This is a genomic window from Mycobacterium sp. 1245111.1 (assembly GCF_001673405.1).
Taxonomy (GTDB): Bacteria; Actinomycetota; Actinomycetes; order Mycobacteriales; family Mycobacteriaceae; genus Mycobacterium.
On sequence record NZ_LZLV01000005.1, the window covers coordinates 28,508 to 54,551 of the forward strand.

At 67.4% G+C, this 26,044-nt stretch carries 30 protein-coding genes; 14 read left to right on the forward strand and 16 right to left on the reverse strand.

Annotation, left to right across the window (positions count from 1 at the left end; all coding sequences use genetic code 11):
- Positions 1-45: 45 nt before the first annotated feature.
- On the forward strand, positions 46-1,647 hold the full coding sequence (gene fadD8, locus A5658_RS01395; protein ID WP_067330117.1) for a fatty-acid--CoA ligase FadD8: 1,602 nt from the start codon (positions 46-48) through the stop codon (positions 1,645-1,647).
- Between the two features lie 74 nt (positions 1,648-1,721).
- Here the strand turns inward: fadD8 and A5658_RS01400 are convergent, their stop codons facing one another.
- Positions 1,722-2,135 carry a PPOX class F420-dependent oxidoreductase gene (locus A5658_RS01400; RefSeq protein ID WP_067330122.1) on the reverse strand — a complete coding sequence of 138 codons (414 nt, stop codon included), beginning with the start codon at positions 2,133-2,135 and terminating at the stop codon, positions 1,722-1,724.
- A 17-nt stretch (positions 2,136-2,152) separates the two neighbouring features.
- The gene (locus tag A5658_RS01405) at positions 2,153-2,704 is read right to left on the reverse strand and encodes a TetR/AcrR family transcriptional regulator (protein ID WP_197503009.1); all 552 of its coding nucleotides are present in this window, start codon (positions 2,702-2,704) and stop codon (positions 2,153-2,155) included.
- Between the two features lie 87 nt (positions 2,705-2,791).
- On the opposite strand from A5658_RS01405, the gene A5658_RS01410 reads away from it, so the two are divergent.
- Positions 2,792-3,697, forward strand: a complete 906-nt coding sequence (locus tag A5658_RS01410; protein WP_067330126.1) for an aldo/keto reductase — start codon at positions 2,792-2,794, stop codon at positions 3,695-3,697.
- Here the strand turns inward: A5658_RS01410 and A5658_RS01415 are convergent.
- Positions 3,694-4,398 (reverse strand): VIT family protein, encoded by a 705-nt coding sequence (locus A5658_RS01415; RefSeq protein ID WP_369830465.1) that lies wholly within the window; start codon positions 4,396-4,398, stop codon positions 3,694-3,696. The two genes, A5658_RS01410 and A5658_RS01415, sit on opposite strands and share 4 nt — an antisense overlap.
- 39 nt (positions 4,399-4,437) lie before the next feature.
- On the opposite strand from A5658_RS01415, the gene A5658_RS01420 reads away from it, so the two are divergent.
- The 9 genes from A5658_RS01420 (at position 4,438) to A5658_RS01460 (ending at position 12,177) form a co-directional block, all read left to right on the forward strand.
- Complete coding sequence (locus A5658_RS01420) at positions 4,438-4,896, forward strand: nitroreductase family deazaflavin-dependent oxidoreductase (RefSeq protein ID WP_067330133.1); 459 nt, start codon at positions 4,438-4,440, stop codon at positions 4,894-4,896.
- A gap of 2 nt (positions 4,897-4,898) precedes the next feature.
- Complete coding sequence (locus A5658_RS01425) at positions 4,899-5,801, forward strand: 1,4-dihydroxy-2-naphthoyl-CoA synthase (RefSeq protein WP_067330136.1); 903 nt, start codon at positions 4,899-4,901, stop codon at positions 5,799-5,801.
- Between the two features lie 79 nt (positions 5,802-5,880).
- Complete coding sequence (locus A5658_RS01430; protein ID WP_067330140.1) at positions 5,881-6,762, forward strand: SDR family oxidoreductase; 882 nt, start codon at positions 5,881-5,883, stop codon at positions 6,760-6,762.
- A gap of 13 nt (positions 6,763-6,775) precedes the next feature.
- A complete protein-coding gene (locus tag A5658_RS01435; RefSeq protein ID WP_067330144.1) occupies positions 6,776-7,162 on the forward strand; it encodes a VOC family protein in 387 nt (128 codons plus the stop codon).
- 116 nt (positions 7,163-7,278) lie between these two features.
- Positions 7,279-8,514, forward strand: a complete 1,236-nt coding sequence (locus A5658_RS01440; RefSeq protein WP_082992866.1) for an inorganic phosphate transporter — start codon at positions 7,279-7,281, stop codon at positions 8,512-8,514.
- The gene (locus A5658_RS01445; protein WP_067330148.1) at positions 8,511-8,804 is read left to right on the forward strand and encodes a hypothetical protein; all 294 of its coding nucleotides are present in this window, start codon (positions 8,511-8,513) and stop codon (positions 8,802-8,804) included. The genes A5658_RS01440 and A5658_RS01445 overlap by 4 nt, the downstream gene beginning before the upstream one ends.
- A 59-nt stretch (positions 8,805-8,863) precedes the next feature.
- Positions 8,864-9,166 carry a DUF3349 domain-containing protein gene (locus A5658_RS01450; protein WP_067330151.1) on the forward strand — a complete coding sequence of 101 codons (303 nt, stop codon included), beginning with the start codon at positions 8,864-8,866 and terminating at the stop codon, positions 9,164-9,166.
- A gap of 59 nt (positions 9,167-9,225) precedes the next feature.
- Positions 9,226-10,314 carry an o-succinylbenzoate--CoA ligase gene (gene menE, locus A5658_RS01455; RefSeq protein WP_369830466.1) on the forward strand — a complete coding sequence of 363 codons (1,089 nt, stop codon included), beginning with the start codon at positions 9,226-9,228 and terminating at the stop codon, positions 10,312-10,314.
- 111 nt (positions 10,315-10,425) lie between these two features.
- Positions 10,426-12,177, forward strand: a complete 1,752-nt coding sequence (locus tag A5658_RS01460; RefSeq protein ID WP_067330156.1) for an NAD-binding protein — start codon at positions 10,426-10,428, stop codon at positions 12,175-12,177.
- Between the two features lie 5 nt (positions 12,178-12,182).
- On the opposite strand, the gene A5658_RS01465 is transcribed toward A5658_RS01460, so the two are convergent.
- Entirely contained in the window at positions 12,183-12,959 is a 777-nt protein-coding gene (locus tag A5658_RS01465) for an S-methyl-5'-thioadenosine phosphorylase (RefSeq protein ID WP_231997170.1), read from the reverse strand.
- Between the two features lie 38 nt (positions 12,960-12,997).
- On the opposite strand from A5658_RS01465, the gene A5658_RS01470 reads away from it, so the two are divergent.
- A complete protein-coding gene (locus tag A5658_RS01470; RefSeq protein WP_067330161.1) occupies positions 12,998-13,873 on the forward strand; it encodes a 1,4-dihydroxy-2-naphthoate polyprenyltransferase in 876 nt (291 codons plus the stop codon).
- 80 nt (positions 13,874-13,953) lie between these two features.
- On the opposite strand, the gene A5658_RS01475 is transcribed toward A5658_RS01470, so the two are convergent.
- Positions 13,954-14,268, reverse strand: coding sequence for a DUF4229 domain-containing protein (locus A5658_RS01475; protein WP_067330164.1), 315 nt, complete (start codon positions 14,266-14,268; stop codon positions 13,954-13,956).
- 47 nt (positions 14,269-14,315) lie between these two features.
- On the opposite strand from A5658_RS01475, the gene A5658_RS28315 reads away from it, so the two are divergent.
- Positions 14,316-14,477, forward strand: coding sequence for a hypothetical protein (locus tag A5658_RS28315; protein WP_197503010.1), 162 nt, complete (start codon positions 14,316-14,318; stop codon positions 14,475-14,477).
- Between the two features lie 60 nt (positions 14,478-14,537).
- On the opposite strand, the gene A5658_RS01480 is transcribed toward A5658_RS28315, so the two are convergent.
- From A5658_RS01480 to A5658_RS29045, 8 genes are all read right to left on the reverse strand, one after another.
- The gene (locus A5658_RS01480; RefSeq protein ID WP_067330168.1) at positions 14,538-15,818 is read right to left on the reverse strand and encodes a MinD/ParA family protein; all 1,281 of its coding nucleotides are present in this window, start codon (positions 15,816-15,818) and stop codon (positions 14,538-14,540) included.
- Between the two features lie 98 nt (positions 15,819-15,916).
- Positions 15,917-16,882 carry a c-type cytochrome biogenesis protein CcsB gene (gene ccsB / locus A5658_RS01485; protein WP_067330171.1) on the reverse strand — a complete coding sequence of 322 codons (966 nt, stop codon included), beginning with the start codon at positions 16,880-16,882 and terminating at the stop codon, positions 15,917-15,919.
- Positions 16,879-18,423 carry a cytochrome c biogenesis protein ResB gene (locus A5658_RS01490; protein WP_082992874.1) on the reverse strand — a complete coding sequence of 515 codons (1,545 nt, stop codon included), beginning with the start codon at positions 18,421-18,423 and terminating at the stop codon, positions 16,879-16,881. The genes ccsB and A5658_RS01490 overlap by 4 nt, the downstream gene beginning before the upstream one ends.
- A 47-nt stretch (positions 18,424-18,470) precedes the next feature.
- Positions 18,471-19,232 (reverse strand): cytochrome c biogenesis CcdA family protein, encoded by a 762-nt coding sequence (locus A5658_RS01495; protein WP_067330178.1) that lies wholly within the window; start codon positions 19,230-19,232, stop codon positions 18,471-18,473.
- Complete coding sequence (locus tag A5658_RS01500) at positions 19,229-19,813, reverse strand: TlpA disulfide reductase family protein (RefSeq protein WP_067330181.1); 585 nt, start codon at positions 19,811-19,813, stop codon at positions 19,229-19,231. The genes A5658_RS01495 and A5658_RS01500 overlap by 4 nt, the downstream gene beginning before the upstream one ends.
- Positions 19,810-20,418 (reverse strand): histidine phosphatase family protein, encoded by a 609-nt coding sequence (locus tag A5658_RS01505; RefSeq protein ID WP_067330185.1) that lies wholly within the window; start codon positions 20,416-20,418, stop codon positions 19,810-19,812. Before A5658_RS01505 ends, A5658_RS01500 begins: the two co-directional genes overlap by 4 nt.
- Complete coding sequence (gene hemL, locus A5658_RS01510; protein ID WP_231997173.1) at positions 20,418-21,692, reverse strand: glutamate-1-semialdehyde 2,1-aminomutase; 1,275 nt, start codon at positions 21,690-21,692, stop codon at positions 20,418-20,420. Before hemL ends, A5658_RS01505 begins: the two co-directional genes overlap by 1 nt.
- Positions 21,693-21,894: 202 nt before the next feature.
- A complete protein-coding gene (locus A5658_RS29045; RefSeq protein ID WP_255361300.1) occupies positions 21,895-22,017 on the reverse strand; it encodes a hypothetical protein in 123 nt (40 codons plus the stop codon).
- A gap of 781 nt (positions 22,018-22,798) precedes the next feature.
- Here A5658_RS29045 and A5658_RS01515 point away from each other — a divergent pair.
- Entirely contained in the window at positions 22,799-23,194 is a 396-nt protein-coding gene (locus tag A5658_RS01515; protein ID WP_067330192.1) for a nitroreductase family deazaflavin-dependent oxidoreductase, read from the forward strand.
- Here the strand turns inward: A5658_RS01515 and A5658_RS01520 are convergent.
- From A5658_RS01520 to A5658_RS01530, 3 genes are read right to left on the reverse strand one after another with little or no spacing between them, the layout of a single operon-like run.
- On the reverse strand, positions 23,191-24,543 hold the full coding sequence (locus A5658_RS01520; RefSeq protein WP_067330196.1) for an amino acid permease: 1,353 nt from the start codon (positions 24,541-24,543) through the stop codon (positions 23,191-23,193). The two genes, A5658_RS01515 and A5658_RS01520, sit on opposite strands and share 4 nt — an antisense overlap.
- A 36-nt stretch (positions 24,544-24,579) precedes the next feature.
- Positions 24,580-25,173 (reverse strand): TetR/AcrR family transcriptional regulator, encoded by a 594-nt coding sequence (locus A5658_RS01525; protein WP_067330199.1) that lies wholly within the window; start codon positions 25,171-25,173, stop codon positions 24,580-24,582.
- On the reverse strand, positions 25,160-26,023 hold the full coding sequence (locus A5658_RS01530) for an oxygenase MpaB family protein (RefSeq protein WP_067330201.1): 864 nt from the start codon (positions 26,021-26,023) through the stop codon (positions 25,160-25,162). The genes A5658_RS01525 and A5658_RS01530 overlap by 14 nt, the downstream gene beginning before the upstream one ends.
- Positions 26,024-26,044: the final 21 nt, after the last annotated feature.

Here is a 26,044-nt window from a genome sequence, read left to right on the forward strand (position 1 = left end):
GAGGGGGCAGCAGACACAAATTGCAACACGTTCTAGTCTGGCCGTATGAGTGACAACCTGTTGCGCCATCCGACCCATAACGGCCACCTGCTGGTCGGCGCGCTCAAGCGCCACAAGAACCGGCCGGTGCTGTTCCTCGGCGATACGACGCTGACCGGGGGCCAATTGGCCGAGCGGATCAGCCAGTACACCCAGGCGTTCGAGGCGCTCGGCGCCGGCACCGGAGTCACCGTCGGCCTGCTCTCGCTCAACCGGCCCGAGGTGCTGATGATCCTCGGCGCCAGTCAGACCCAGGGCTACCGGCGCACCGCGCTGCATCCGCTCGGCTCGCTGGACGACCACGCCTACGTGCTGTCCGACTGCGGCGCCAGCTCGCTGATCGTCGACCCCAACCCGGCGTTCGTGGAACGCGCCCTGGACCTCCTGGAAAAGGTCGACTCGCTCAAGCAGATCCTGACGATCGGCCCGGTTCCCGAAGCGCTGGCCGGGGTGGCGGTCGACCTGTCCGCCGAGGCGGCCAAGTACGAGCCCAAGCCGCTGGTGGTTGCCGAGTTGGCGCCTGACCACATCGGCGGCATGGCCTACACCGGCGGCACCACCGGCAAGCCCAAGGGCGTGCTGGGCACCACCGGGAACATTGCCGCGATGACGCAGATCCAGCTCGCCGAGTGGGAGTGGCCTGAGCACCCGCGGTTCCTGATGTGCACGCCGCTGTCGCACGCTGGGGCGGCGTTCTTCACACCGACCGTGGTCAAGGGCGGCGAGATGGTGGTGCTGAGCAAGTTCGACCCGGCTGAGGTGCTCAAAACCATTGAGGAGCAAAAGATCACGGCGACCATGCTGGTGCCGTCGATGCTGTATGCGCTGATGGACCACCCGGACTCCAAGACCCGCGACCTGTCGTCGCTGGAGACGGTGTACTACGGCGCCTCGGCGATCAACCCGGTGCGACTGGCCGAGGCGATCAAGCGGTTCGGCCCGATCTTCGCGCAGTACTACGGGCAGTCCGAGGCTCCGATGGTGATCACTTACCTGGCCAAGGCCGATCACGACGAAAAGCGGCTGACGTCGTGTGGGCGGCCGACGCTGTTCGCGCGGGTGGCGCTGCTCGGTGATGACGGCAAGCCCGTCGCGCAGGGCGAGCCCGGCGAAATCTGTGTCAGCGGACCACTTTTGGCGGGCGGCTACTGGCAGTTGCCCGAAGCGACCGCGGAGACCTTCAAGGACGGCTGGCTACACACCGGCGACATGGCCCGCGAGGACGAGGACGGCTTCTACTTCATCGTCGACCGGGTCAAGGACATGATCGTCACCGGCGGCTTCAACGTCTTCCCCCGCGAGGTCGAGGACGTCATCGCCGAGCACCCGGCCGTCGCGCAGGTCTGCGTGGTCGGTACGCCGGACGACAAGTGGGGCGAGGCCGTCACCGCGGTGGTGGTGCTGCGCGACGACGCGGCTCGCGACGACGCCGCGATCGAGGCGATGACCGCCGACGTCCAGGCAGCGGTCAAGGAGCGCAAGGGTTCGGTGCAGTCACCCAAGCGTGTGGTGGTCGTCGACGCGCTGCCGTTGACAGGGCTGGGGAAACCGGACAAGAAGGCCGTGCGGGCGCAGTTCTGGGAAGGCGCCGGCCGCGCCGTCGGCTGATGTTGCGTCGTGTGTGCGTCCAGCCGCACAGTCAGTGGCGTGCGTGCGGCTAGACGCACACACGGCTCAAGGCATCAGATCCCGACGCCGCCGACCTTGTCGATGCGGATGTGCGTGACCCATCCCGGCGGAGTGTCCTTGGGCGGGAACACCTTTGGGTCGAGCAGAGCCTCGGACAGCTCCGTGAGCAATTCGGGGGCACCGCCCTCTTCGACCCGTGCGGTCCCGTGGATGATGAGGTAGGGCCGAAGCGTCTTGCCGATGTCACCGGCCTCGACGATCGTCACCGCCACCCGGGGATCGCGGCGGACGTTGCGCATCTTCTGATGCTCGGAACGATGCGCGGTCACCAGCTCGTCGCCGTCGGGCGTCGAACGCAGCCCCACCCACACCAGGCTGACCTGGGGGCTGCCGTCGGGGTTGACCGTGACCAGAGTGGCGTCTTTGCCCTCGCCGATGAATTCCCGTGCCGCGTCGTTGAGTCTCATGCCTGCTCCAAGCGGTTTTACCGACTGGCTATTCCATCCACCAGCAAATCCAGTAGCCGACCGGTCTGCTCGGGCGAACCGCTGGCCAGGAAGATGCCGATCAGGCTGGACACCACGTCGTCGGCCTGAACGTCGGAGCGCAGGCTGCCGTCGTCGGCACCGGCCCGTAACAGCACGTCGACGGCTGCGGAGATGCTGGCGCGGATCTGACTTCCTTCGATGGCCCCCGACTCGACCATCGCGCGAAACGATTCGGCCATCCCGCGCTTGGCGGCGACGAACCTGGCGTACCGATCCATCCAACGCCGCAACGCGGCCTTGGGCGGATGCCGCTTGAGTAGTCGCGGGGCAGTCTCGGCCACTTCGGCGAGCTCGGTGCGATAGATCGCCTCGACCAGCGCCTCGCGGTTGGGGAAATGGCGGTACAGCGTGCCGATCCCGACCCCGGCGTCGCGGGCGATCGACTCCAGCGACACCTGCCGCCCGTCGGCTGCGGCGAACGCCGCCGTCGCCGCCTCGAGCAACTTCTCCCGGTTACGCCGCGCATCGGAGCGCACACTCTCGGTCAAATCGGAGGTGCCTCCGTTTCTGCTACAGTCGAATCAAACGGAGGGTCCTCCGCATCTCTACCAGTGTCTCACGACCGAGGGAGCACCATGACAGACAAACCGCAGCCCGGCGGTATCGGAAGCATCGGCGGCCACGAGGTCGCCCGAGTCGGCTACGGCGCCATGCAGCTGTTCGAGACGTCGCTCGACGACGCGGTCGCGGTGCTGCGCCGCGCAATTGAATTGGGCGTCAACCACATCGACACCGCGTCGTTCTATGGTCCGGGCGAGGTGAACCGCCGGATCCGCAAGGCGCTGGCGCCTTACCCCGACGACCTGGTGATCGTCAGCAAGGTCGGGGCCCGCTTCACCGGCGACGAGCCGATCCCGCTGGCCGCGGCGCAACGGCCCGCCGAACTGCGCGCCGCGGTGGAAGACGACCTGCGCCAGCTGGGCCTCGACCGGGTACCGGTCGTCAACCTTCGTCGCATGGATCTTTTCGCCGCCATTGGTGCCGAGGGCGACCAGATTGTGGACCTCGACGACCAACTCGCCGAGATGATCGCGATGCGCGACGAGGGCAAGATCGGCGCGATCGGGATCAGCAGCGTGCCGCTGGAGATCCTGCAGCGCGCGCTGCCCGCCGGCATTGCCTGCGTGCAGAACTCCTACAGCCTGCTCGAACGCTCACAGGAGGAGATGGTCGACGCCTGCGCGGCCGAGGACATCGCGTGGGTCCCGTACTTCCCACTCGGGTCGGCCCTCCCGGGGTTCCCGAAGGTCACCGATAACCCCGCGGTGCGCGAGGTCGCGGGCGAGTTGGGTGCCACACCGGCCCAAGTCGGGCTGGCCTGGCTGCTCGCTCACGCGCCGACGACGTTGCTGATCCCTGGAACGCGATCGATCGGGCACCTCGAAGAGAACCTCGGCGCCGGCGACGTGACGCTGGGCGCGGAGGCCTTGAAGCGGCTGGACGCCGTCATCGCGCCGGGCACCAGCGCGATGCCCGACTAGCCGATCGCGGCGCCGACCAGATGCCCGATCAGGTAAGTGACCGCGAGAGCCAGCCCTCCCCCGACGAAATTACGAAGTGCCGCACGGCATTTCGATGCTCCGCCCAGGCCCGCCGAGACCACGCCGGTGATCAGCAGCGCGAGTAGCACCGCCACCACGGTGACCGGGATCCGCAGCGCGACGGGTGCCACCAGGATGGCGATCAACGGCAGTAGTGCACCGACGCTGAATGCGCACGCCGACGACAGCGCGGCCTGCCACGGGTTGGTCAGCTCCTCGGGATCGAATCCGAGCTCGATGTCGGCATGCGCCGCCATCGGGTCGTTGTCGGTGAGTTCCTCGGCGGCGGTGCGCGCCGTCGCCGGGGATAGTCCCTTGCCCTCGAGCAAGGACGCCAGCTCGTCCAGCTCGGCGACGGGGTCGGCGCTCAGTTCGCGCGATTCCTGTTGCAGCAGAGCCTGTTCGGTGTCGCGCTGGGCGCTGACCGACACGTATTCGCCGAGCGCCATCGACACGGCGCCGGCGGCCAACCCGGCGATTCCGGCCGTCATGATCGGCCCGCGGGCCGCGGTCGCCGCGGCGACACCGACGACGATGCCCGCGGTGGAGACGATTCCGTCGTTGGCACCGAGGACCCCGGCCCGCAGCCAATTCAGGCGTGCGGAAACCGAACCCAGATGTGGTTCGTGTGGATGGGACACGGGCAAAGAGTAGACACCCGAGGCGGGTACCGTCGCGGTATGAGCGCGAACAAATCGGTCCGAGCACCGTGGTGGCTCAAACCCGCCAACAAGGTCTTCATCCGAATGTCGCGGCTGGGCCTGAGTTTCGGCGGCGAGAGCCCGGTGGTGCTGACGGTGGCGGGCCGCAAATCGGGCCGAGAGCGATCGACTCCCGTCACGCCGATGGAGGTCGAGGGCAAGGAATACGTGGTGGCCGGTTTCCCCGGCGCCGACTGGGTGGCCAACGTCCGCGCCGCCGGCGAGGTGACGCTGGCCCGCGGCCGCAACGTCCGGCAGGTCAGAATGGTCGAGTTGCCCGCCGACGAGGCCCGCCCGGTGTTGCGGTTGTTTCCCGAGAAGGTGCCCACCGGTGTGGGCTTCATGAAACGAACGGGCCTGGTGACCGACGGGCTGCCGGACGAATTGGAAGCGCTGGCCGGCCGCATCGCGGTCTTTCGACTAGACGGGATTCACTAGCGTTGAGCGACAACCCTTTTCACGCCGACCAGTGGAAACCGGTCGACGGGTTCGGTGAACTGACCGACATCACCTATCACCGCCACATCTCGGACGCCACCGTGCGGGTGGCGTTCGACCGGCCCGACGTGCGCAACGCGTTTCGGCCGCACACCGTCGATGAGCTGTACCGCGTGCTCGACCACGCCCGGATGTCGCCCGACGTCGGCGTGGTGCTGCTGACCGGCAACGGCCCGTCGCCGAAAGACGGTGGCTGGGCGTTCTGCTCCGGCGGCGACCAGCGCATCCGCGGCCGCAGCGGCTACCAGTACGCCGCCGGTGAGACCGCGGACACCGTCGACGTGGCGCGGGCGGGACGTCTGCACATCCTCGAGGTGCAGCGGCTGATCCGGTTCATGCCGAAGGTGGTGATCTGCCTGGTCAACGGCTGGGCGGCGGGCGGCGGGCACAGCCTGCACGTGGTCTGCGACCTCACCCTGGCCAGTCGCGAGCATGCCCGGTTCAAGCAGACCGACGCCGACGTCGGCAGCTTCGACGGCGGTTACGGCAGCGCGTACCTGGCCAGGCAGGTCGGCCAGAAATTCGCCCGCGAGATCTTCTTCCTGGGCCGGCCCTACACGGCCGAGCAGATGCATCACATGGGCGCGGTCAACGCCGTCGTCGCCCACGCCGAGCTGGAGTCCGAAGCCATCCAGTGGGCGGCCGAGATCAACGCGAAATCACCTCAGGCGCAACGGATGTTGAAGTATGCCTTCAACCTGCTCGACGACGGGCTGGTGGGCCAGCAGCTGTTCGCCGGCGAAGCGACCCGACTGGCGTACATGACTGATGAAGCGGTCGAGGGCCGCGACGCGTTCCTGGAGAAGCGGCCGCCCGACTGGAGCCCGTTCCCACGCTACTTCTAGGGGTCGACACGTAGCGGGCGCCGAGCGTGACGCCAGCGTCACGTTCGATCAAATAGGCACGCCCCTAGACTTCCGACCTGTGAGTTGGAACCCGATCCGAGCCCTGGCCGAGCAGATCACGCTGACCTCGATGCGCCCGCCGCTGCTGCCGCGCCTGCTGCCCAACCCCGGCGCCGCCGACATCGACCTGGCCGGCAAGCGCGTGGTGCTCACCGGCGCGTCGTCCGGGATCGGCGAGTGCGCTGCCGAACAGTTCGCCCGCCGCGGCGCGACCGTCGTCGCGGTGGCGCGTCGTCAGGATCTGCTCGACGAGGTCGTCGGCCGGATCACCGCCAGCGGTGGCGACGCGATCGCGATCCCCTGCGACCTGTCTGACCTCGACGCCGTCGACGCGCTGGTCGCCGACGTCGAAAAGCGCCTGGGCGGGGTCGACATCCTGGTCAACAATGCCGGGCGCTCCATTCGCCGACCGCTGGCCGAGTCGCTGGAACGCTGGCACGACGTCGACCGGACCATGGTGCTCAACTACTACTCGCCGCTTCGGCTGATCCGCGGCATCGCACCCGGGATGATCGAACGCGGCGACGGGCACATCATCAACGTCGCGACCTGGGGCGTGTTCAGCGAGCCGTCGCCGCTGTTCGCGGTCTACAACGCCTCGAAGGCTGCGCTGTCGGCGGTCAGCCGGGTGATCGAAACCGAGTGGGCGACAAAGGGTGTGCACTCGACGACGCTGTATTACCCGCTGGTGGCCACCCCGATGATCGCGCCGACCAAGGAGTACCAGGGCCTGCCGGCGCTGACGTCCGAAGAGGCGGCGGGCTGGATGATCGACGCGGCACGCACCCGCCCGGTCCGGATCGCGCCTCGGATGGCGATCGCCGCGCAGGCCATCGACACGGTTCTGCCGGGATTTGCCACCACGGCGATCCGGCGCCAGCGTTTGCAACCCAACGCGTGATAGACACGACGGCATGGAGATTCTCGCCAGCCGGGTCCTGTTCCGGCCGGTGGACTACCAGCGCTCGCTGAGCTTCTACCGGGATCAGATCGGTCTGGCGATCTTCCGCGACTACGGCGCGGGCACCGTCTTCTACGCCGGCCAATCGCTGATCGAACTGGCCGACCACGGCGCTCCGGAACAACTCGCGGGCCCCTTCCCGGGTGCGCTGTGGCTTCAGGTGCGCGACGTCGCCGCCACTCAGGCCGAGTTGCAGAGCCGGGGCGTCGACATTGCTCGCGAGGCCCGCCAGGAACCGTGGGGGCTGCACGAGATGCACGTCGTCGATCCCGACGGTGTGCTGTTGATTTTTGTGCAGATTCCGCCCGAGCATCCGCTGCGCCGAGACACCCGCGGTTAACGCCGCCACCTGGGAGGTTAACCCCAGACGAACATCTGACTACTAGTGCAAGATACCTTTGATTTGGGCCGCCGTTCTTTCGACAACGACGCCCAACTACCCCCAGAATTAGGCCCGTGAATCTTCAGCTGTTCCTTCTGATCATCGTCGTGATCACCGCCCTCGCATTCGATTTCACGAACGGCTTCCACGACACCGCCAACGCCATGGCCACCTCCATCGCGAGTGGGGCGCTCAAGCCGAAGACCGCGGTGACGCTGTCGGCCGTGCTGAACCTCTTGGGAGCGTTCCTGTCGACCGCGGTTGCCGGAACCATCGCCAAGAACCTCATCGACGGTCATCTGGTCAAACCCGATCTGATCTTTGCGGGACTGGTCGGCGGGATCGTCTGGAACCTGCTGACGTGGCTGCTGGGTATCCCGTCGAGCTCGTCGCACGCCCTGGTCGGCGGCATCATCGGCGCCATGATCGCCGCGGTCGGCGGGCACGGAGTGATCTGGACGGGCGTGGTTTCGCTGGTGCTGATCCCCGCCGTGGTCTCGGTGTTCCTGGCCGGGGTCGTCGGCGCGGTCGGCACCTGGCTGGTCTACCGGTTCGACCGCGGCGTTCCGGAAGAGCGCAGCGAGAGCGCGTTCCGTCGTGGCCAAATCTTCTCGGCGTCACTGGTCTCGCTGGCCCACGGCACCAACGACGCGCAGAAGACGATGGGCGTGATCTTCCTGGCCCTGATCTCCTACGGCGCGGTCAGCCGGACGCAGCACCTGCCGCCGTTCTGGGTGATCCTGGCGTGCGCTTGTGCGATGGCGCTCGGCACCTACACCGGTGGCTGGCGGATCATCCGCACGATGGGCAAGGGCATCGTCGAGATCAAGTCGCCGCAGGGCATGGCCGCAGAATCCTCTTCGGCCGTCATCATTTTGCTGTCCGCTCACTTCGGCTACGCGCTGTCCACCACGCAGGTGGTCACCGGCTCGGTGCTCGGCAGCGGGGTCGGTAAGCCCGGCGCCGAGGTGCGCTGGGGCGTCGCCGGCAGGATGGCCGCGGCGTGGCTGATCACCCTGCCCGCCGCCGGCCTGGTCGGCGCCATCGAGTACGTCATCGTGGACAAGATCGGCGGCTTCCCTGGTGCGATCATCGGCTTCCTGGTGCTGCTGGCCACCGCCGGGGCGATTTACCTGCAGTCGCGCAAGACCAAGGTCGACCACACCAACGTCAACGCCGAGTGGAAGGGCGATCTGACCGCCGGTCTCGACGAGGACGGCCACCCGGGCCTGGCCGGCGCCCCCTTCCGCAACGGAGAAATTCCCACCGACGCTGCAGCCACCGAGACCAAGAAGGCAGGCACGCTGTGATCCACTGGTTCAACTACCAAGCCTCACTCAAGATCTTGATCTTCGGCCTGCTGTTGGGCAGTGGACTGCCGGCGCTGTTCGCGATCGCCGTGAAGGTCGGCTCCTACGGTGCCGGGACTCCGGGCCCCGACGGCACGGCCACCGTGAACAGGAACCCAGCCCTGATCGCCGTCAGTTTCGCGATATACGCGCTGGCGTTGGTCGCAGTCGCCATCGGCGTGCTGTACGTCGCTCGGGACGCGCTCGGGGCGTGGACAGGCGTTTACCTGCTCGGAGCCAAGCCCGCGTAGCATCAAATTTCGTTCCCGAAGTTAGGCATCCGACGTCCCGCGGGGGAAGTGCACACACCGTGAACAGATTCCTGAACTCGGTAGTCGCCTGGCTGCGCGCCGGCTACCCGGAAGGCATCCCGGCGACCGACTACTTCCCCGTGCTCGCACTGCTGTCGCGTCGGCTGAGCAACGACGAGGTCAAGTTGGTGGCCCAGGAGTTGATAGACCGGGGCGACTTCGATCACGTCGACATCGGCGTGCTGATCACCCGGCTCACCGACGAACTGCCGGCCCCCGAGGACATCGAGCGGGTCCGGGCGCGGCTGGCCGCCAAGGGCTGGCCGCTGGAAGACGCCCACGACGGCGAGGACACCGCATAGCAGTCCTGCGGGCCTTCGCCGTGGCGCGCGACTCCTCGGCCGGCCCTTTGTTGGCGGCGCTGGAGCAAGTCCTGCACGGCCACGCACCCGCGCTGGTCCCGGTCGGCGCCGGTACCGACCGCTCGGCACTGGAAGCGCTGCGGGTCGACGAGCCGATCGACGACGATGTGGCGCTGGTGGCGACGACGTCGGGCACTACCGGCGCGCCGAAGGGCGCGCTGCTCACCGCCGCCGCGCTGACCGCCAGCGCGATCGCCACCCACGATCGGCTCGGCGGGCCCGGCCGCTGGCTGCTGGCCCTGCCGTCGTATCACATCGCCGGCATCCAGGTGCTGGTGCGCAGCCTGCTGGCCGGCACCTCACCGGTCGAGCTGGACGTCTCGACCGGCTTCGACATCGGCCAATTGCCTTCTGCCGTCAACGAACTCGGCTCTGGCCGGCGATACACCTCGCTGGTCGCCACGCAACTGGCGAAGGCGCTCGACGATCCCGCCGCCACCGCCGCGCTGGCCGAATTGGACACGGTGCTGATCGGTGGTGGACCGGCCCCGCGACCGGTCCTCGACGCTGCCGCGGCGGCCGGCGTGAACGTGGTCCGGACCTACGGGATGAGCGAGACCGCCGGCGGCTGCGTCTACGACGGCGTGCCGCTCGACGGCGTCATGCTCCGCATCGATAACGGCCGGATCGTGATCGGCGGGCCGACGCTGGCCAAGGGCTACCGCAATCCACCGGACCCAGACCCGTTCGCCGAGGCGGGCTGGTTTCGCACCGACGACGTCGGCGCCGTTGACGATTCGGGCGTGCTCCGCGTGCTGGGCCGGGTCGACGACGCGATCAGCACCGGCGGGTTGACGGTGTTGCCGCAGCCGGTCGAGGCCGCCCTGCGAACCCATCCCGCGGTGGCCGACTGCGCGGTGTTCGGGGTGGCCGACGAGCGACTGGGCCAGCGAGTGGTGGTCGCCGTCGTGCCGGCCGCCGGGGCCGCGGCACCCACGCTCGAGGAGTTGCGGGCGCAGGTGATGCGGACCCTGGATCACACCGCCGCGCCGCGTGAACTGTTTATCGTGGACGCGCTGCCGCTGCGCGGGATCGGCAAAGTCGACCGGACCGCGCTGGCGCGGCTGGCCGGAAACGACCTGTCCTAACGATGCGTATGCGCATCACTGGTCACACCGGATGAGATAATGCCCTGGTGAACCGCCCCAACCTCGTCGCATGCTCGGTGTCGTTCGGGTTTTCCAGCAGCGGACGAGACCATGCAGCGCCACATCATTGTCAGCGGTGACGATGCGCTGGCGACCACCATCGCCGACGAGCTGAAAAACGCCGGCGCGATGGTGGTGCGTCTGGTCAGTTCCGACCAATCCGAGGCCGGCGTGGCCCGCGAGCTTGTGTTGGCCGACATTTCTCAGGCGATGGCCGTCGTCTGCGCCGGTGATGACGACGCGGTGAACCTCGAAATCGCTTTGCTCGCAAGGAAAGCCAACCCCAACGTGCGCGTCGTATCGCGGGTGGCCAACGACGTGTTGCGCGAGGCCGTCGCCAACGACAACGGTCCGGGTGCGATCCTCGACGTTGCCGACATCGCCGCTCCGGCGATCGTCGAGGCCTGCCTGTCGCAGGCCACCCACGAATTCGATGCCGCCGGAATGACGTTCGTCGTCTCGGGCAAGGCCGCCTCTCGCGAGGCCACGCTGCGCGAACTCTACGGCGACCTCGCCCCGGTGGCGATCATCCACAACGAAGACTCGCCCGGTCCTGGCGAGGTCGAGATCTGCCCCGGCCGGGATCAGCGGGTGCACGCCGGTGACTGGGCGATGATGATCGGCACCGCCGAGGAATTGGCCGCCCAAGGCATCAAGGTCCCTGGCTCGTCGAGGTCGCGCTCGCGCCGCAACATCTTCCGGCGGGCCATCGATTCCATCCGCGGGGTGATCAACGACTTCAACCCGACGTTCTATCCGGTCGCGGCCGCAACGCTGATGGTCTTGGTTACTGCCACCTTCGTGCTGCGATTCGGCTACCGGCCGCCGCCCAAGATGGGTTGGGTCGACGCGTTCTACTTCACCATCGAAACGATGACCACCACCGGGTACGGCGACTTCAGCTTCGTCAACCAGCCCACCTGGTTGCGCACCTTCTCCACGCTGTTGATGTTCAGCGGGGTCACGACGACCGCGCTGCTGGTGTCGTTCGTCGCTGACGTATTGCTTTCGCGCCGTTTTATTTTCGCGTCCGCACGCCCGCGAGTGGGGCATCTGCGCAACCACATCGTCGTCGTGGGGCTCAGCGGACTCGGCATGCGGGTGGTCCAGGATCTGACCAACGCCGGCTACGACGTAGCGGTGATCGAGCAAAACGAGGAGAACCGCTTCCTGTCCGCGGTGCGCGACCTCGACGTGCCGGTGATCTTCGGTGACGCCACCCTGCGCCAGACGCTGCAGTCCGCCCGGGTCGATCGCGCCCGAGCGGTGGCGGTGCTGACGCGCAGCGACATCATCAACATCGAAACCGGCATCGTGCTGGCCGAAATGCTCGGCAAGAAGACCGCGACCCGCGAACACTGGACCGACATCCCCCTGGTGCTACGGGTGTACGACCGCACGCTGGGTTTTGCGGTGGCGCAGCGATTCGGCTTCGAGAACGTCCGCTCCACCGTCGAGCTGGCGGTGCCGTATTTCATCGGCGCGGCGATCGGCCTGCAGGTGCTGGGCACGTTCTCGGTGGGCCAGGCCTCGTTCGTGGTCGGGGGCATGCAGGTGGCCGCCGGCAGCGAGCTGGACGGCCTGCGCATGTTCGAGCTGTCCACCCAGGCCCGGGTGATCGCGATCGTCACGTCCAACGGCCTGCTCAAGCTGCACCCCCGCCGCGACGCCCGGCTGCACGCCGACGACACCGTGTATCTGGTCGGGCCGTATCGCGAGCTGATCGACACGCTGCGACGGGGACGGCCGCCGCGGCAGCCAAGCACCGACGAGGGGCGCAAACCGGCCAGCAAGGCCGGCTGAGCGCGCTACGTCTCGTCGAAGGGAAGCGGCATCCCGGTGTGCGAGAGGCACTCGGTACAGGTGTGCTCGGTGCCGACCCGCACGACGGCCTCGCGGACGAGCTTTTTGAACGGCTCGATGTTCTTGGCGAATTCCTCGATCACGTTGACGACCGTCACCCCGGTGCCCGATTCGATGCCGGCGTCTAGGTCGGTCACCAAAGCGATTGCTGCATAGCAGATTTCGAGTTCACGAGCCAGCACCGCCTCGGGATAGCCGGTCATGTTGACCAACGTGAAGCCCGCGGCGGCGAACCACCGGCTTTCCGCGCGGGTGGAAAACCGCGGCCCCTCGATGACGACCATGGTGCCGCCGTCGACGACATCGGGTAGCCCGGTGACCGCGGCCCGCAGCGTCGGGCAGTACGGGTCGGCGAAGGCCACGTGCGCGGCGCCGGAGTCGAAGTAGGTGTCGGCACGACGGCGGGTGCGGTCGACGAGCTGATCGGGCACCACCACCGCGCCTGGGCCGTGGTCGGTGGTCAGGCTGCCGACCGCGCACGGCGCGAAGATCTGCCGGACACCCAGTGCCCGCAGCGCCCACATGTTGGCCCGGTAGGGCACCTTGTGCGCGGGATAGCGGTGGTCGACGCCGTGGCGGGGCAGGAACGCCACCTCGTGTTCCCCGACCGTGCCGACGGTGACGGGTCCGCTCGGCTCACCGAACGGCGTATCGAGGCTGACGCTGCGGGCGGCCGAGTCGAAAAAGCTGTAGAAGCCGCTGCCGCCGATCACTCCGAGCACGCGCTCATTGTCGCGGACCCGCATGGAACGATCACAGGGTGGCCAGCCTTGCACAGTGGATCGCCGGTGCGCGACCGCGAACCCTCCCCAACGCCGTCGCTCCGGTGATCGCCGGCACCGGTGCCGCCGCCTGGCTGCACGCTGCGGTCTGGTGGAAGGCGCTGCTGGCGCTGGCTGTCGCGGTGGCCCTGATCATCGGGGTCAACTTCGCCAACGACTACTCCGACGGCATCCGCGGCACTGACGACGACCGGGCCGGGCCGTTGCGGTTGGTCGGCTCGCGGCTGGCGGCGCCGCGGTCTGTGCTCACGGTGGCGCTGGCGAGCTTCACGGTCGGCGCGGTGGCCGGGTTGGCGCTGGCGCTGACCAGTGCGCCATGGCTGATCGCCGTCGGCGCGGGGTGCATCGCCGGGGCGTGGCTGTACACCGGCGGCTCCAGGCCGTATGGCTACGCGGGCTTCGGCGAAGTCGCGGTGTTCGTGTTCTTCGGCCTGGCCGCGGTGCTCGGCACCCAGTACACCCAGGCGCTGCGAGTCGATTGGGTCGGCGGGGCGCTGGCGGTGGCGACGGGCGCGTTGTCGTCGGCGGTGTTGGTGGCCAACAACTTACGAGACATCCCGACCGACGCCGCGTCCGGCAAGATCACGCTGGCAGTTCGTCTGGGCGACAAGGGGACTCGCGTCTTCTATCAGACGCTGCTGAGCGCCGCCGGGGTGTTGACGCTGGCGCTGGCCGCGGCCACGCCGTGGTGTGCGCTGGGCCTGGTCGCCACCCCGTTGGCGGTGCGCGCCGCGAAGCCGGTGCGGACCGGGCAGATCGGGCCTGCGTTGATCCCGGTGCTACGTGATACCGGCCTGACGATGCTGGTCTGGTCGATCGCGGTGGCCGCGGCGTTGACGCTGGCGTCCCACTGAGGCTGGCTGTGCCGCCAACGCGCGCAGTTGTATGCCCGTTGCGGCGTGTCGACGTACAAACACGCACGCTCGCGGCCAGATCAGTCCGAGGCCGGCGGCTCCTCGCCACGCAGCCGGGCCCGCAGCTGTTCGCGGTCGCGGCGGCGGCGCGCGGTGGCTTCTTCGAGGCCGGCAGTGGCCCGTCGACGCAGTGGGGCGAACAGCCACATACCCAGCGGCATGGCGATCACCAAAGCGAACAGCAACGCAACGACGATCGGAAACTCATGCAACCCGAGCGCTCGACCGATCCCGTAGATCACCGCGGTGAGCGCGGCCACCAACGCCAACCGCGCGAAGACGTACAGCAACACGCTGGCGACCGGGCGTCCGGCCGAGCTCTCCCGGTTTGACACACTGCGAGCCTAGGTCGCCGCGTATATTCGGACCAAGGAGGTGTTGAGTGCTGTACCTGCTCCTGATCTTCGTCCTGGGATCGTTGGTATACATCGGCGTGCGCGTGGCTCGCGCTCAGCTCAACCGCCCGAAGAGCCGCGTCATCGGACCCGACGACGATCCGGACTTCTTGTGGCGGTTGAGCCACGGTGACAACAACCCGCGTTAGCGCTCAGGTTCGATTTGCCCAACTCCTCCTCAGGCCGTACCGGCCTGCATCGTCGTTGAGCTAAATGAAGTGCTCGTTGGACCGACGCAGATCACTCGGAAAACCGTCGGCGACAACGGCTGCCAACTCGATCAGCGCTTCGCGGGTGTCCCGCCGAAGCGCGTCCAGGTCGATCTCGGCACCCTCTTCGAGATGCGGGTCGAACGGCACCAAACGCACTGCGCGACAACGCCTTGAGAAGTGGTCCACCACTTTCTGCATGTCGACCTTGCCGGACCGCGGCCGCACCGCGTTGATTACCGCGATGGAATTGCTGACCAGCTCTTCATGGCCGTGCGCGTCGAGCCAGTCCAACGTGGCTGAGGCACTTCGCGCCCCGTCGATCGAGCCCGAGCTGACCACCACCAATGCGTCGGCCTTGTCCAGCACCGCCGACATCGCGGAGTGCAAAAGCCCTGTACCACAGTCGGTTAGCACCAAGCCGTAGAACCGCTCGAGGATCTCCAACGTCTTGGCATAGTCGTCTGCGCTGAACGCCTCCGACATCGCCGGATCACTGTCGGAGGCAAGAACTTCCAGCCGGCTTCGGCCTTGGGAGGTGTAGCTGCGGACGTCGCTGTAGCGTTCGATGCCCTCGGCGTCGCGCAGCAGATGCCGCACGGTGGCGGGTGTTTCCAGCGGCACCTTCTGGCTCAGTGTGCCGCGGTCGGGGTTGGCGTCCACGGCCACCACCCGGTCGCCGCGGATCGAGGCGAAGGTCGCGCCGAGCGTGGCGGTGATGGTGGTCTTGCCGACGCCGCCCTTCAACGACAGCATCGCGACTCGATAGCACCCGCGCAGCGGCCGGTTTACCTGAACGGTCAGGTCGTTGTAACGCATGGTGCGTGGGCTCTCGCCGACGTTGATCAGTTGCCCGGACAGCCGGTAGAGCCAGCGGCGCCAACCCTCCGTCGGCGCCGGCTTGACGTGCCGCAGCAACGTGCTGGTGGACAGCTCCGGGTACCGCGACGGCGGGACGTGCTGCTGCGAAAGTCCGGCGTCGGCCGGCGGGCCGCCGGCCGGTCCGCCGTAGTTGCCGTAGACGCGGCGCGGGGCATCCGGGGATTCCACGACGCGAGGAAGACCTTGATACGGCGTCTCGGCCCAAGCCCGCGGCTCGACACGGGTCTCCGGGAGCGGTGCGTTCTGGGTGGAGTTGTCGCCGAAACGGCGTTCGGTCCGGAATCCGGCAAACGCCCGGGTTGGCGGCTCAGCGGGCGGCGGTGATTGCGGCGGAAGCTGTGTGGTCGGATGGTCTCCGCGACGGTCGGCGTTCGCGTCCTGTGTCGGATGGTCAGCCACGTGAAAAATCCCCTCGTTGCAACACTCGGGTCGCTAGTTGTCGAACAGTGCTATTGATCGAACATAGCTCAGCACCCTGGGAAGCCGCTGAGCTGCGCTTATCCAACTCCGGCGTACGAATGCAGGCCGACGGTGACCAGGTTGACGAAGAACAGGTTGAACACCATGGCCACGAAACCAACCACGTTGATCCAGGCCGCTTTCCGGTCCCGCCACCCGGCCGTCGACCGGGCATGCAGGTACGCGGCGTACACCACCCATGCGATGAAGGCCACAGTCTCCTTCGGGTCCCAGCCCCAGTACCGGCCCCAGGCCTCCTCGGCCCAGATCGCGCCGAAAATCACCCCGAAACCGAACACCGGGAACCCGAAGATCGTGGTCCGGTACGCGATCCGGTCCAGCGTCTGCGCGTCCGGCAGACGCTGCACGAGCTGGGCGAACCTGCCCTGGGCGGTCGGCTCGCCCAACCGCGACGTGCGCAGAAGAAACAGAATGCTGGCCACGCCCGCGACCATGAACACCCCGGATCCGAGGCTCACCACCGAGACGTGAATGGGCAGCCAGTAGGACTGCAGCGCGGGCATCACCGGGGCGGCATTGGTGTAGAGCCAGCGCCCGGACACGGTCAGCAAAATCAGCACCGGCAGCAGTAGAAACACCCACAGCGGGCGGTACTGCGGGCGGCGCAGCACGATCGCGCCGGCGACCAGCCCGCAGAAGCAGGTCAGGTTGATGAACTCGTACATGTTGCCCCACGGCACCCGCTGGGTGGCCAGCCCGCGCAGCACGATGCAGCCGAACAGCAGCACGATCCCGGAGTAGACCAGGAACAGCCCGGCCCGCCCGACGCGTTCGTCGACGGGCCGTCGCGGGGCCTCGGTCACCACGCCGGGGGTTGCGCTGCCGGCGCCCACTCCTACCAGTTCACGATCGCTTGTGCGGCTACGGGTGTAGGCGAGTTCGACGGCCAGCAGCAGCAGGGCGACGACCATGATCACCACCGCGGAGGTGAACGCCCAGTCGGAGTTGCGCGCCAGCCCGAGGTGGATGTGCGTGGTGTTCACGGGTTACTCCTTCCGGTCGCGATCGGCTCGGCCTGCGTCACGCTCAGCCCCTCTTCGAGACGCGCCACAAGCCGCTCGAATTCGTCGCCCCAGCCGGCGTTGTCGGTCCGCGCCAAACCGCCTACCTGGACGTTGACCGTACCTGGCGTCGCCGTCTGCAGCCGCACCCAGACCCGGCGACGACGCACCAGCAGCGACACCACCAGCCCGGCCATCATCGCCATTGCCGACACCAGCACCCAGATCTGTCCAGGGTCGTGGGAGACCTGCAGGTTGACGAACGGCACCGCGCCGTCGAAGCGCACGATAGTGCCCGCCGCGGGCCCCTCGTCGATGCGAACCTGCTGGCCGATGCGCAGGTTGACCCGTTTGACCCGGGTGATCCGGTGCTGGTCGATCAGGCGCGGGTCGAGGGTGTACAGCGACTGCGGCCGGCCGCTGTCCAGGCCGGTGTCGCCGGAGTAGATGTCGACGGCGACCGCGGGGGCGATCAGCGCGGGGAAGCTCGACGACAGCAGCTTGCCGTCGAGTTGCTCGGTAGGTGCGAGCAGACCGGTGATCGCGATCTGATGCTGACGACGCTCGGCGGCGTTGGGATACGTCCCGGCGGGTGGGTCGATGCGCGCGACGCCCGACGACAGCAGCGTTCGCGGGTTGTCGGGTCGCCATTGCACGGTCGACGTGCGGACCTGCCCGTCGGGGAAGACGACGCTGAACGTCGGCGCGTAGCCGTGGCCCTGCAGGTACACCCGGTCGCCGCCGACCCGCAGCGGGTGGTTGACCTCCAGCCGGTAGGGCCGCCAGCTGCCGACGGTGAGGTCGCGACCGGATTGGTAGTCGATGTCGGCGGCGAACGACGTGGCCTGCCCGGACGGCAGGTACTTGGCCTTGAAGTCGTTGACGCGCAGGCAGATTGGATGCAAGGAGGTGCCGTCGACGGTGTTGCCGGCACGGAACGAGTCGAACGCGGCAGGTGATGCCGAGCAGAAGCCCGGTCCGCCGTCGGCGATCACGACGACGTTGCCCTCGTAGCCGAATAGCTTGCCGGCGGCGACCGCGACGAGCAGGCCCAGCAGCGAGAAATGGAAGACCAGGTTGCCGAATTCGCGCAGATAGCCCTTCTCGGCGGAGATTTCGATGGTGTCGCCGCGACGGACGATCGTGCGCCATCCGCGCAGCCGTTCGGTCATGGCGGTGGCCACCTTGTCGGCGTCACCGGCGATGCTGGCCACGGCGTGCTTGGGCAGCCGCGTCAGGTTGCGGGGCGCGGGCACCGGGGTCGCCCGCGTGCTGCGCGCGTGCTCGATCATCCGGGGCGTCAGGCAACCCAGCAGCGAGATGAACAGCAGCGTGTAGATCGCAGTGAACCAGAAGCTGCCAAACACGTTGAACGCCTGAACCTTATCCAGCAGCGGGCCGATCTTGGGGTGGGCGGCCAGGTAGTCGTCGACCTTGCTCGCGTTCAGGCTGCGCTGCGGCAGCAGTGCGCCCGGCATCGCGCCCAGCGCCAGCAGGAACAGCAGCACCAGCGCCGTGCCCATCGAGGTGAGCGCCCGCCAGGTGTTGCGGGCGTAGGCCAATACGCGGCTCAAATCGGCAACCTCACATCCGAGACGAACCCGTCGCGTAGCCAGGACACGAAGTCGTTCCAGCCGCCGCTGACCAGAGCGACACCAACCGCGATCAGCAGCACGCCGCCGAAGATCTGCAGGGCCCGGGTGTGCCGACGCAGCCAACCCAGACCCGCGACCGCCGAGGCTGATCCAAAAGCCAACAGCACGAACGGGATTCCCAGACCCAGGCAGTAGGCGATCACCAGCACGATGCCGCGGGCCACGCTGGCGCCGTCGGTCGCCGACGCGACGGTGACGACTCCGGCCAGCGTCGGGCCCAGACACGGCGTCCAGCCCAGCGCGAACACCGCACCCAGCAGGGGCGCGCCGGCCAGCGTCGACAACTGCTGCGGCGCGAACCGGAACTGGCGTTGCAGCGCCGGGACGTAGCCCACGAACACCAGACCCATCAGGATGGTGAGGAGCCCGCCGACCCGTTGCAGCACAACCTGATTGGTGATCAGGGTGGTGGTCATGCCCAACACGGCTACCGTGCCGAGCAGGAACACCGCGGTGAACCCGGCGACGAACAATGCGGCCGACCCGGTCACCCGCCAGCGCGCATGCGGCGGCGCATTCTCCGACTCGTCGACACCGACCACCGCGGCCAGATACGACAGGTAGCCCGGCACCAGCGGCACCACACACGGCGAGGCGAACGACACCAGTCCGGCCAGCACGGACACCGCTAGCGCGAGCAGAAGCGGTCCGGCCGTGGCGGTTTCGGTGAGGCTCATTTCTCGGCCGCGATCCGCTCCACCACCGGCTGCAGATCCTCGGCGAGCAGTTCGCGCAGGAATACCGCGGCGACGCGGTGCTGACGGTCCAGCACCACTGTCGATGGGATGACAGACGTCGGGTATTTGCCACCGAAGGCGAGCATCGTGCGCATCGCCGGGTCGTAGATCGACGGGTAGGTCACCTTGCGGTCTTTGACGAAGTCCTGCGCGGCCTCGCGGTTGTTGTCGCGCACGTCGATACCGAGCATCGCGACACCTTCGGCGTGGGTGGCGTCGTACACCTTCTGCAGCGCGGACGCTTCGGCGCGGCACGGCCCACACCACTGGCCCCAGACATTGATGACGACGAGGTTGCCGACGAAGTCATCCGCCGTCACCGTTCGGTTCGGATCCATCAGGTCAGGACCGGAAATCAGCCCGGGCCTGCCGCGGCGGTCGGGCGGGTTGTAGAAGATGTCGGTTTTGCCTCCGGGAGAGACGAATTCGAAGCTGCCGCCCTGCGCGACGGCGTCGTCGCCGGTGGAGCAGCCGGCCAACAGACCGACCACTACGAGGACGACGAACGCCAGCCTGGTCAACGCAGTGCCGGCTCCATGTACAGCACGTCGACCAGTCGGTCGCCGTCGTAGACCAGAGACGTCACCGATCCCACCGCACACTCGCGGCGGCGCGGGTCGTGCCAGAGCCGTTTGCCGGTGAGCGACAGCCGACCCGTCCACACCGGAAGCTGATGGCTGACGCAGACGGCTTCATGCCCGGTTGCGCGGGCCCGCGCTTTGTCGATCGCGGTGGTCATGCGGGCGGCGATCTGCTTGTACGGCTCGCCCCACGACGGGGTGAACGGGTTGCGCAGCTGCCACCAGAACCGCGGATCGCGCCAGGCGCCGTCACCGGGGCTCACCCGCCTACCCTCGAAGAAGTTGGCCGACTCGATCAGGTCGGGGTCGGTGTCGATGGTGAGGTTGTGCCGCGCCGCGATCGGCGCGGCGGTCTCCTGCGCACGCTGCAGCGGCGAGGCGATGACGGCAACGACGTCGCGGTCGGCCAGCGCGTCCGCTACCGCCTGTGCCTGTCGATTTCCCTTGTCGGACAACCGGAATCCAGGCAGTCGCCCGTACAGCACACCATCCGGGTTGTGCACCTCGCCGTGGCGAATCAGGTGGATGCGGGTCTGTTCGGCCATCAGGGTTTGGTCTCCTTGGCTGCGGCCTCGGCGGCCGCGGGCAGTGCGTCGGCGATCCGGGCGAACGCAGCGTCGTCGAGCGCCGCCGAAACGAACCAGGCTTCGAAGGCACTGCATGGCGGATACACCCCACCGTCGAGCAGCGCATGGAAGAACGGTGCGAAACGCCAGGTTTCGCTGGCGCGCGCCGACGCGAAGTCGGTCACCGGCGCGTCACCGAAGAACACGCTGAGCATGTTCCCGGCGCGTGGAATCTGATGTGGCACGCCGGCTTCGGTAAGCGCAAGCGACAGCAGACCAGCGAGTCGGTCGGCGTTGGCGTCGAGCGCGGCGTACACCGCGTCGTCGGCCGCCCGCAGCGTGGCCAGGCCGGCGGCAACGGCCACCGGGTTACCGGACAGCGTGCCGGCCTGATACACCGGCCCCAGCGGCGCGAGCCGTTGCATCACCTCAGCGCGACCACCGAACGCCGCGGCGGGTAGGCCACCGCTCATCACCTTGCCGAAGGTGAATAGGTCGGCGTCGACGGGATCGACTCCGTACCAACCACTTCGGCTGATCCGGAAGCCGGTCATCACCTCGTCGACGATCAGCAATGCGCCGTGTTGGGCGGTGATGTTTCGCAGGTCGGCGTTGAAACCCGCGGCGGGCGGGACAACGCCCATATTGCCAGGGCTGGCCTCGGTGATCACCGCCGCGATCTGGTCGCCGAACTCCTCGAAGGTCCGCCGCACCGCATCAATGTCGTTGTACGGCAGCACGATTGTGTCGGCGGCGGTGGCACCGGTGACGCCCGGCGAGGACGGCAGACCCAGTGTTGCGACGCCGGAGCCGGCGTCGGCCAGCAGCGCATCGACATGGCCGTGGTAGCAGCCGGAGAATTTCACGATCTTGGCTCGGCCGGTGAATCCGCGAGCCAGCCGCACCGCGCTCATGGTGGCCTCGGTACCGGAGTTGACCAGCCGGATCAGGTCCACGGGGGCGACCCGGTCGATGATCTCGGCGGCGAGTTCGCTTTCGGCGGGCGTCGGCGCCCCGAACGACAGCCCGCTGCTGGCGGCCTTGGTGACCGCGCCGACCACCGACGGGTGCGCGTGGCCGAGAATCATCGGGCCCCACGAGCAGACCAGGTCGACGTAGCGGTTGCCGTCGGCGTCGGTGAGCCAGTAGCCATGGGCCTCGGTGATGAAGCGGGGGGTGCCGCCGACGGCCTGGAAGGCCCGGACCGGTGAATTCACGCCACCCGGAATGACCGCGCTGGCAGCGTCGAACAGCTTCGACGAGACCTCGGTGCGCTGCGACGATGCAGGCCGAGCAGCGGCCTGAGGAGGAGCCGCGCGATCTTGTCCATGCACGTGCTCCAGTGTCCCAGCCGCGGAGAAAGTGTCGACTACAGGGTGTAGTTGTTCCGCCGATCGTCACATCCGCCACACCAGCCCCGTCCGGGTGGGGTGACCGGGGCAGATCAACGCATTGTCAGTCGATTACCCATTCGAGCTCGACGACGTGCGGGTAGTCGTCCTCCGGTAACGGCACGAGCTGATGCTGGTCGGCCCAATCCAGCGGGTCGACCTCGACGGGCAGCGCATCGAGTTCCATGGCGATCCTCCCCTTCTATGTGTCGTCGAAATTTTTGAGGAACCGGCCCGCCGCGGGAAAGCCCCGGACGGGGGGCGGCGCCGCAGCTTCCATGCGCGCCGACATTCAACCCGGCGACGGGCCGGTCTTTATTGCTGCGATGACATCACCTCCTCGCGTCGGTGTTGGTCGGTGCGGTGTACCGGAGGGCCCCGCTCGACGGCGCGCACCGCCTGCGGCGGGACGCGCCACCGTCCGCTTGGCTCCAACCAAGCCCGACCAGCGGACCGGGGCCCACGCAGGGCACGCCCAGTCGCTGGTGGTGCCGGCCGCTGGCGACAGGTGAGCCGTGCTGCTGCGTCGCACAAGATGGCGTCGACCTCGATGAACAGCGCGATTTCCTCGGGTGGGGGCAGCAACTGGACCCAAGGGCGACTATCTGAATATTCGCTGTCCACCGGCGCCGCCGTGCGCTTCCATGGCATCAGCACTGGCTCACTGACCGTCAGCATCTGACCGGCCAATCAGGCGTAAAGGACCTGCAGTCTGTCATATCGGGGGGACTGATTCCCACCCCGGAAAATCGTGCGATTCGCCAACATGGTCGCCACCTCCCAAACCATCGATCTCTGACTACTTAGCCATACAATCTATGTCTGAAGACACACGTTTTATACAACGCACCCAGTGACTCTCGCAAGAACCTTCGGAGAATTTTTTTCAAAACTCTGGCCCTCACCGAGGCCCACTTCGGCCCTCCTCGGGGTTGAGGTCTGCGGCGTGGTGGGGGTTGGATGGCGGTATGCAATTACCGCAACGGCTCGCCCGGTTCAACCGGCATGTAACCAACCCAATTCAGCGGATGTGGGCCGGCTGGGCCCCGTCCTTCGGCATCCTCGAGCACGTCGGACGGCGTTCCGGCAAGCCCTACCGCACCCCGTTGACGGTGTTCAATGCCGAGGTCGACGGAAAGCCGGGCGTGGCAATCCTGCTGAGCTACGGCCCGGACCGCGACTGGCTGAAGAACCTCAACGCGGCCGGCGGCGGGACGATGCGCCGCCACGGAAAGACATTCGGAGTCGCCAACCCGCGCACGGTCACCAAGGAGGAGGCGGCATCGCATGTCATCGGCGCGGGACGGCGGGTCTTTCCGAGAATCCCGTTCGAGCAGGCGGTGCTGCTGACCAAGACGGGCTAATCGGCCCGGGCCGCAACGCGTTTGGTGGCAAAGTACAGCGCGACGGTAACGGCCCAGGACAGCAGACTCAGCCAGAACTGCACGCGGGCGCTTGCGTCGAACGCCATCTGCACCAGCACCGCGGCGATCCCGGCTACGGTCAGGATCGACAGCACGGGGAAAAACCACATCGTGACGCGTAACTTCTCCGACGGCGTCCTGCGTCGTAACACGATCTGCGACAACGCAATCAGCAGATAGACCAGAAGCACGATCGCGCCCGACGAGTTGAGCAAGAATTGGAATACGGTGTTCGGCGCGACGCCGGCCATGATGACACACAGAAAGCCCACCATCGACGAGGTGACGATCGCGAGGTAGGGCACGCCACGGTCGCTGACCTTCAACATCCGAGCCGGCGCCTCGTGCTGCCCGGCCAGCACGAACAGCACTCGCGACGCGCTGTAAAGACCGGAGTTCAGGCACGACAGCACCGCGGTGAGCACCACCGCATTCATGACGTGGTCGGCGCCGGGGATTCCCATCTGCTTCAGCGCACCGACAAACGGTGAGGAACCGGATTGCACTGTGTTCCAAGGCATCACGACCGTAAGCAGAAAGACCGAGCCAACGAAGAAGATCGCGATGCGGGCAGCCACCGCGTTGGTGGCCCGCTGGACCGCCTTTCCCGGGTCGGGCGTTTCGGCGGCCGCGATGGTGGCGATCTCCGCGCCGACCATCGAGAAGATCACCGTCACGATCGCACCGAATGCGCCGTGCAGTCCGTTGGGCAAGAACCCGCCGTGGGCATGCAGGTTGGAGAAGTCCGCGTGCCTATGCGGCCACAGCCCGAACGCGTACATCGTACCGAGCAGCAGGAACAGCACGATGCTCGCGACTTTGATTCCGGCGAACCAGAATTCGAACTCGCCGTAGGACGACACCGAGAACAGGTTGGTCGCCGTCATCAACAGCATCAGGATCAGCGACAGCAGCCATAGCGGCGCGGGAAACCAGTACGTGATGACCTTGGCCCCGGCCACCGCCTCGAAGCCGACGACGATCACCCAGTAGTACCAATACAGCCAGCCCACCGAGAATCCGGCCCAGCCGCCCAACGCTTCTCGCGCGTACTCCGCGAACGAACCGGTCGTGGGATTCGCGGCCGCCATCTCGCCGAGCATGCGCATCACCAGGATGATCAGCACGCCGCACAGCGCGTAGGTCAGGAATGCGGCGGGCCCGGCTTTGCCGATGACCACACCCGAGCCGACGAAGAAGCCGGCGCCGATGATGCCGCCGATGGCGATCATCATCAGCTGACGCTGCGAGAGCCGTTGGCTGAGTTGCGGTGTGGCACTCCCCGTCATGACCGGACGCTAACACCTAACGGGGCATCGCTCGATTCAGACCGGCACGGCGCGCAGCGCGGCGGGCAGGCTGGGCAGGAAATGCGCGGTGGCAAATGCGCGGATGTCCTCGTCGTCGACGATCGGCTGGCGGCCCGGCAGCAACAACAGCATCGCCGCGTACCGCAGGATGGTGTCGGCCAGCTCGTCGACGGCGTCCGCGCCGATTCGCTCGGCGAACCCGTCCGGGAAAATCATTCGAAGCGCGGCAGCCATCCGCTCGACGGCGGCGCCCCAATGTTGGTGTGCCAACTCGATCATCAGGCCGGGCTCGTCGGCGAGCATCCGGGTCAGCACCCGGTGCTGGCGGAACCGTACCATCGACAGCGTGAACGCCTCGACGTAGTAATTCGACTGCGGCCGACGGCTTTTCAGTTCATCGGCGATGTTGGCGAACAGGACCGCGTTCTCGCGATCGATGACCGCGGCGACCAACTCGTCGCGGTTGGCGAAGCGCCGGTAGATCGTGGTGCGGCTGACCCCGGCGCGCCGGGCTACGTCGTCGAGTGCGACCCGGCGGAACCCGTGCTGCTGGAACTCGACGACAGCGGCGTCGAGGATGGCGTTGGTGGCCGCATCAACCCCGGGCATAAGCCGCTCTGGCAAAACCGTTGTAGCGCAACCGCATTGGCAGATGGTTCCACAGCCAGTTCACCGGCCGTGACCGCCACATCGCGGCGAACCGCTGATAGCGGCGGTCCTGGCGGTCACTCCAGGGCAGGCCGAGCAGTTCGCGGCCCCGCGGCGGCATCCCGCCGGTGGTCAGGAACGCCGCGATGGGGTTGAACACCGGCGCCACCAGGCGCCACGCCAGGGGCGACACACCTTTGGGCCTGGGAAACCCTTTAGTCACATATCCCACACCGTATTTCGCGGTCGGGTGGGCGACCATGACGCGGTCCATCATGTGATCCCAGTACTTCTCGAACTCCCGGTAGTCGGCGGGCATCGGACGTTCGCTGACGCCGTAGCGGCGATACCACGTCTTCGACTCGAGGTAGATCTGCTCTTTCTCGGCGTAGGTCAGCCGCTTGACGAAGGTGTCGGCAAAGTAGAGGACCTGCTCGACAAAGGTGGCGTGCGCCCAGAAGTAGGTGTCGGGGTCGAGCGCGTGATACCGCTCCCCGCTCGGCATTTCGCCCTTGATCTGGTGGTGGAAGTCGCGGACCTGCAGACCGGTGTTGTCGTCGTCGGATCCGTAGACGGTTTGGAAGATCGGCGGCAGCGACCGCTTGATCCGCGCGGAGGTGTCGCTGAAGAACGCCGAATGGTCGAGCACTCCCTGCCCGAGCTCGGCCAGCATGTTCTGCAACACCGCGGGTCGCGGGCCGATCAGGAACATCCGGTTGTCACCGAAGTAGCGCCAGACCAGCGATTGCGGCCCGAGCGGCAGGGCATCGGCGGTGGCATCGACGTCAGACGGCTCACGCAACTCGGTCATGTGGCACAGTGTTACAGATTT

Coding starts and splice junctions, on each gene's coding strand:
- fadD8 (WP_067330117.1), top strand. CDS start 46: ATGAGTGACAACCTGTTGCGCCATCCGACCCATAACGGCCACCTGCTG.
- A5658_RS01400 (WP_067330122.1), bottom strand. CDS start 2,135: ATGAGACTCAACGACGCGGCACGGGAATTCATCGGCGAGGGCAAAGAC.
- A5658_RS01410 (WP_067330126.1), top strand. CDS start 2,792: ATGACAGACAAACCGCAGCCCGGCGGTATCGGAAGCATCGGCGGCCAC.
- A5658_RS01420 (WP_067330133.1), top strand. CDS start 4,438: ATGAGCGCGAACAAATCGGTCCGAGCACCGTGGTGGCTCAAACCCGCC.
- A5658_RS01435 (WP_067330144.1), top strand. CDS start 6,776: ATGGAGATTCTCGCCAGCCGGGTCCTGTTCCGGCCGGTGGACTACCAG.
- A5658_RS01460 (WP_067330156.1), top strand. CDS start 10,426: ATGCAGCGCCACATCATTGTCAGCGGTGACGATGCGCTGGCGACCACC.
- A5658_RS01490 (WP_082992874.1), bottom strand. CDS start 18,423: ATGGGCACGGCGCTGGTGCTGCTGTTCCTGCTGGCGCTGGGCGCGATG.
- A5658_RS01495 (WP_067330178.1), bottom strand. CDS start 19,232: ATGAGCCTCACCGAAACCGCCACGGCCGGACCGCTTCTGCTCGCGCTA.
- A5658_RS01505 (WP_067330185.1), bottom strand. CDS start 20,418: ATGGCCGAACAGACCCGCATCCACCTGATTCGCCACGGCGAGGTGCAC.
- A5658_RS29045 (WP_255361300.1), bottom strand. CDS start 22,017: ATGGAACTCGATGCGCTGCCCGTCGAGGTCGACCCGCTGGATTGGGCC.
- A5658_RS01515 (WP_067330192.1), top strand. CDS start 22,799: ATGCAATTACCGCAACGGCTCGCCCGGTTCAACCGGCATGTAACCAAC.
- A5658_RS01520 (WP_067330196.1), bottom strand. CDS start 24,543: ATGACGGGGAGTGCCACACCGCAACTCAGCCAACGGCTCTCGCAGCGT.
- A5658_RS01525 (WP_067330199.1), bottom strand. CDS start 25,173: ATGCCCGGGGTTGATGCGGCCACCAACGCCATCCTCGACGCCGCTGTC.
- A5658_RS01530 (WP_067330201.1), bottom strand. CDS start 26,023: ATGACCGAGTTGCGTGAGCCGTCTGACGTCGATGCCACCGCCGATGCC.